Source organism: Methylobacterium sp. C33D (assembly GCF_053345825.1).
The window spans coordinates 1-255 of sequence record NZ_JBKFAV010000276.1 but is presented as its reverse complement, the minus strand read 5'-3'; the positions used below and the strand labels follow the sequence as shown (position 1 = coordinate 255).

The window sequence follows — 255 nt, the reverse complement described above, 5'->3', positions numbered from 1 at the left end:
AGTAGGAGCCGAACTTGTAGTTCAGGCCGGCGCGGACGACGGCGAACTCGTCGGAGCGGCGTCCGATGCCGCTGTAGACGACCGGGAAGTTGTTGGCGGCGTTGATGACGAACGCGCCCTGGTTGCGGGTGTTGCGGTCGAGGTTGACGTACAGGCCTTCGACCTTGAGCGTCACGGCCGAGGAGCGGAAGAAGTTCAGGAACGAGTCGGTGGGCAGGGCGTACTCGATGCCGCCGCCGACGGCCCAGCCGGTGC

The 255-nt window shown here is 66.3% G+C and carries 1 pseudogene; it reads right to left on the bottom strand.

The features are described 5' to 3' along the window. Nucleotides 1–255: pseudogene (locus ACLBXO_RS32360) on the bottom strand (porin family protein); the annotation flags it as partial.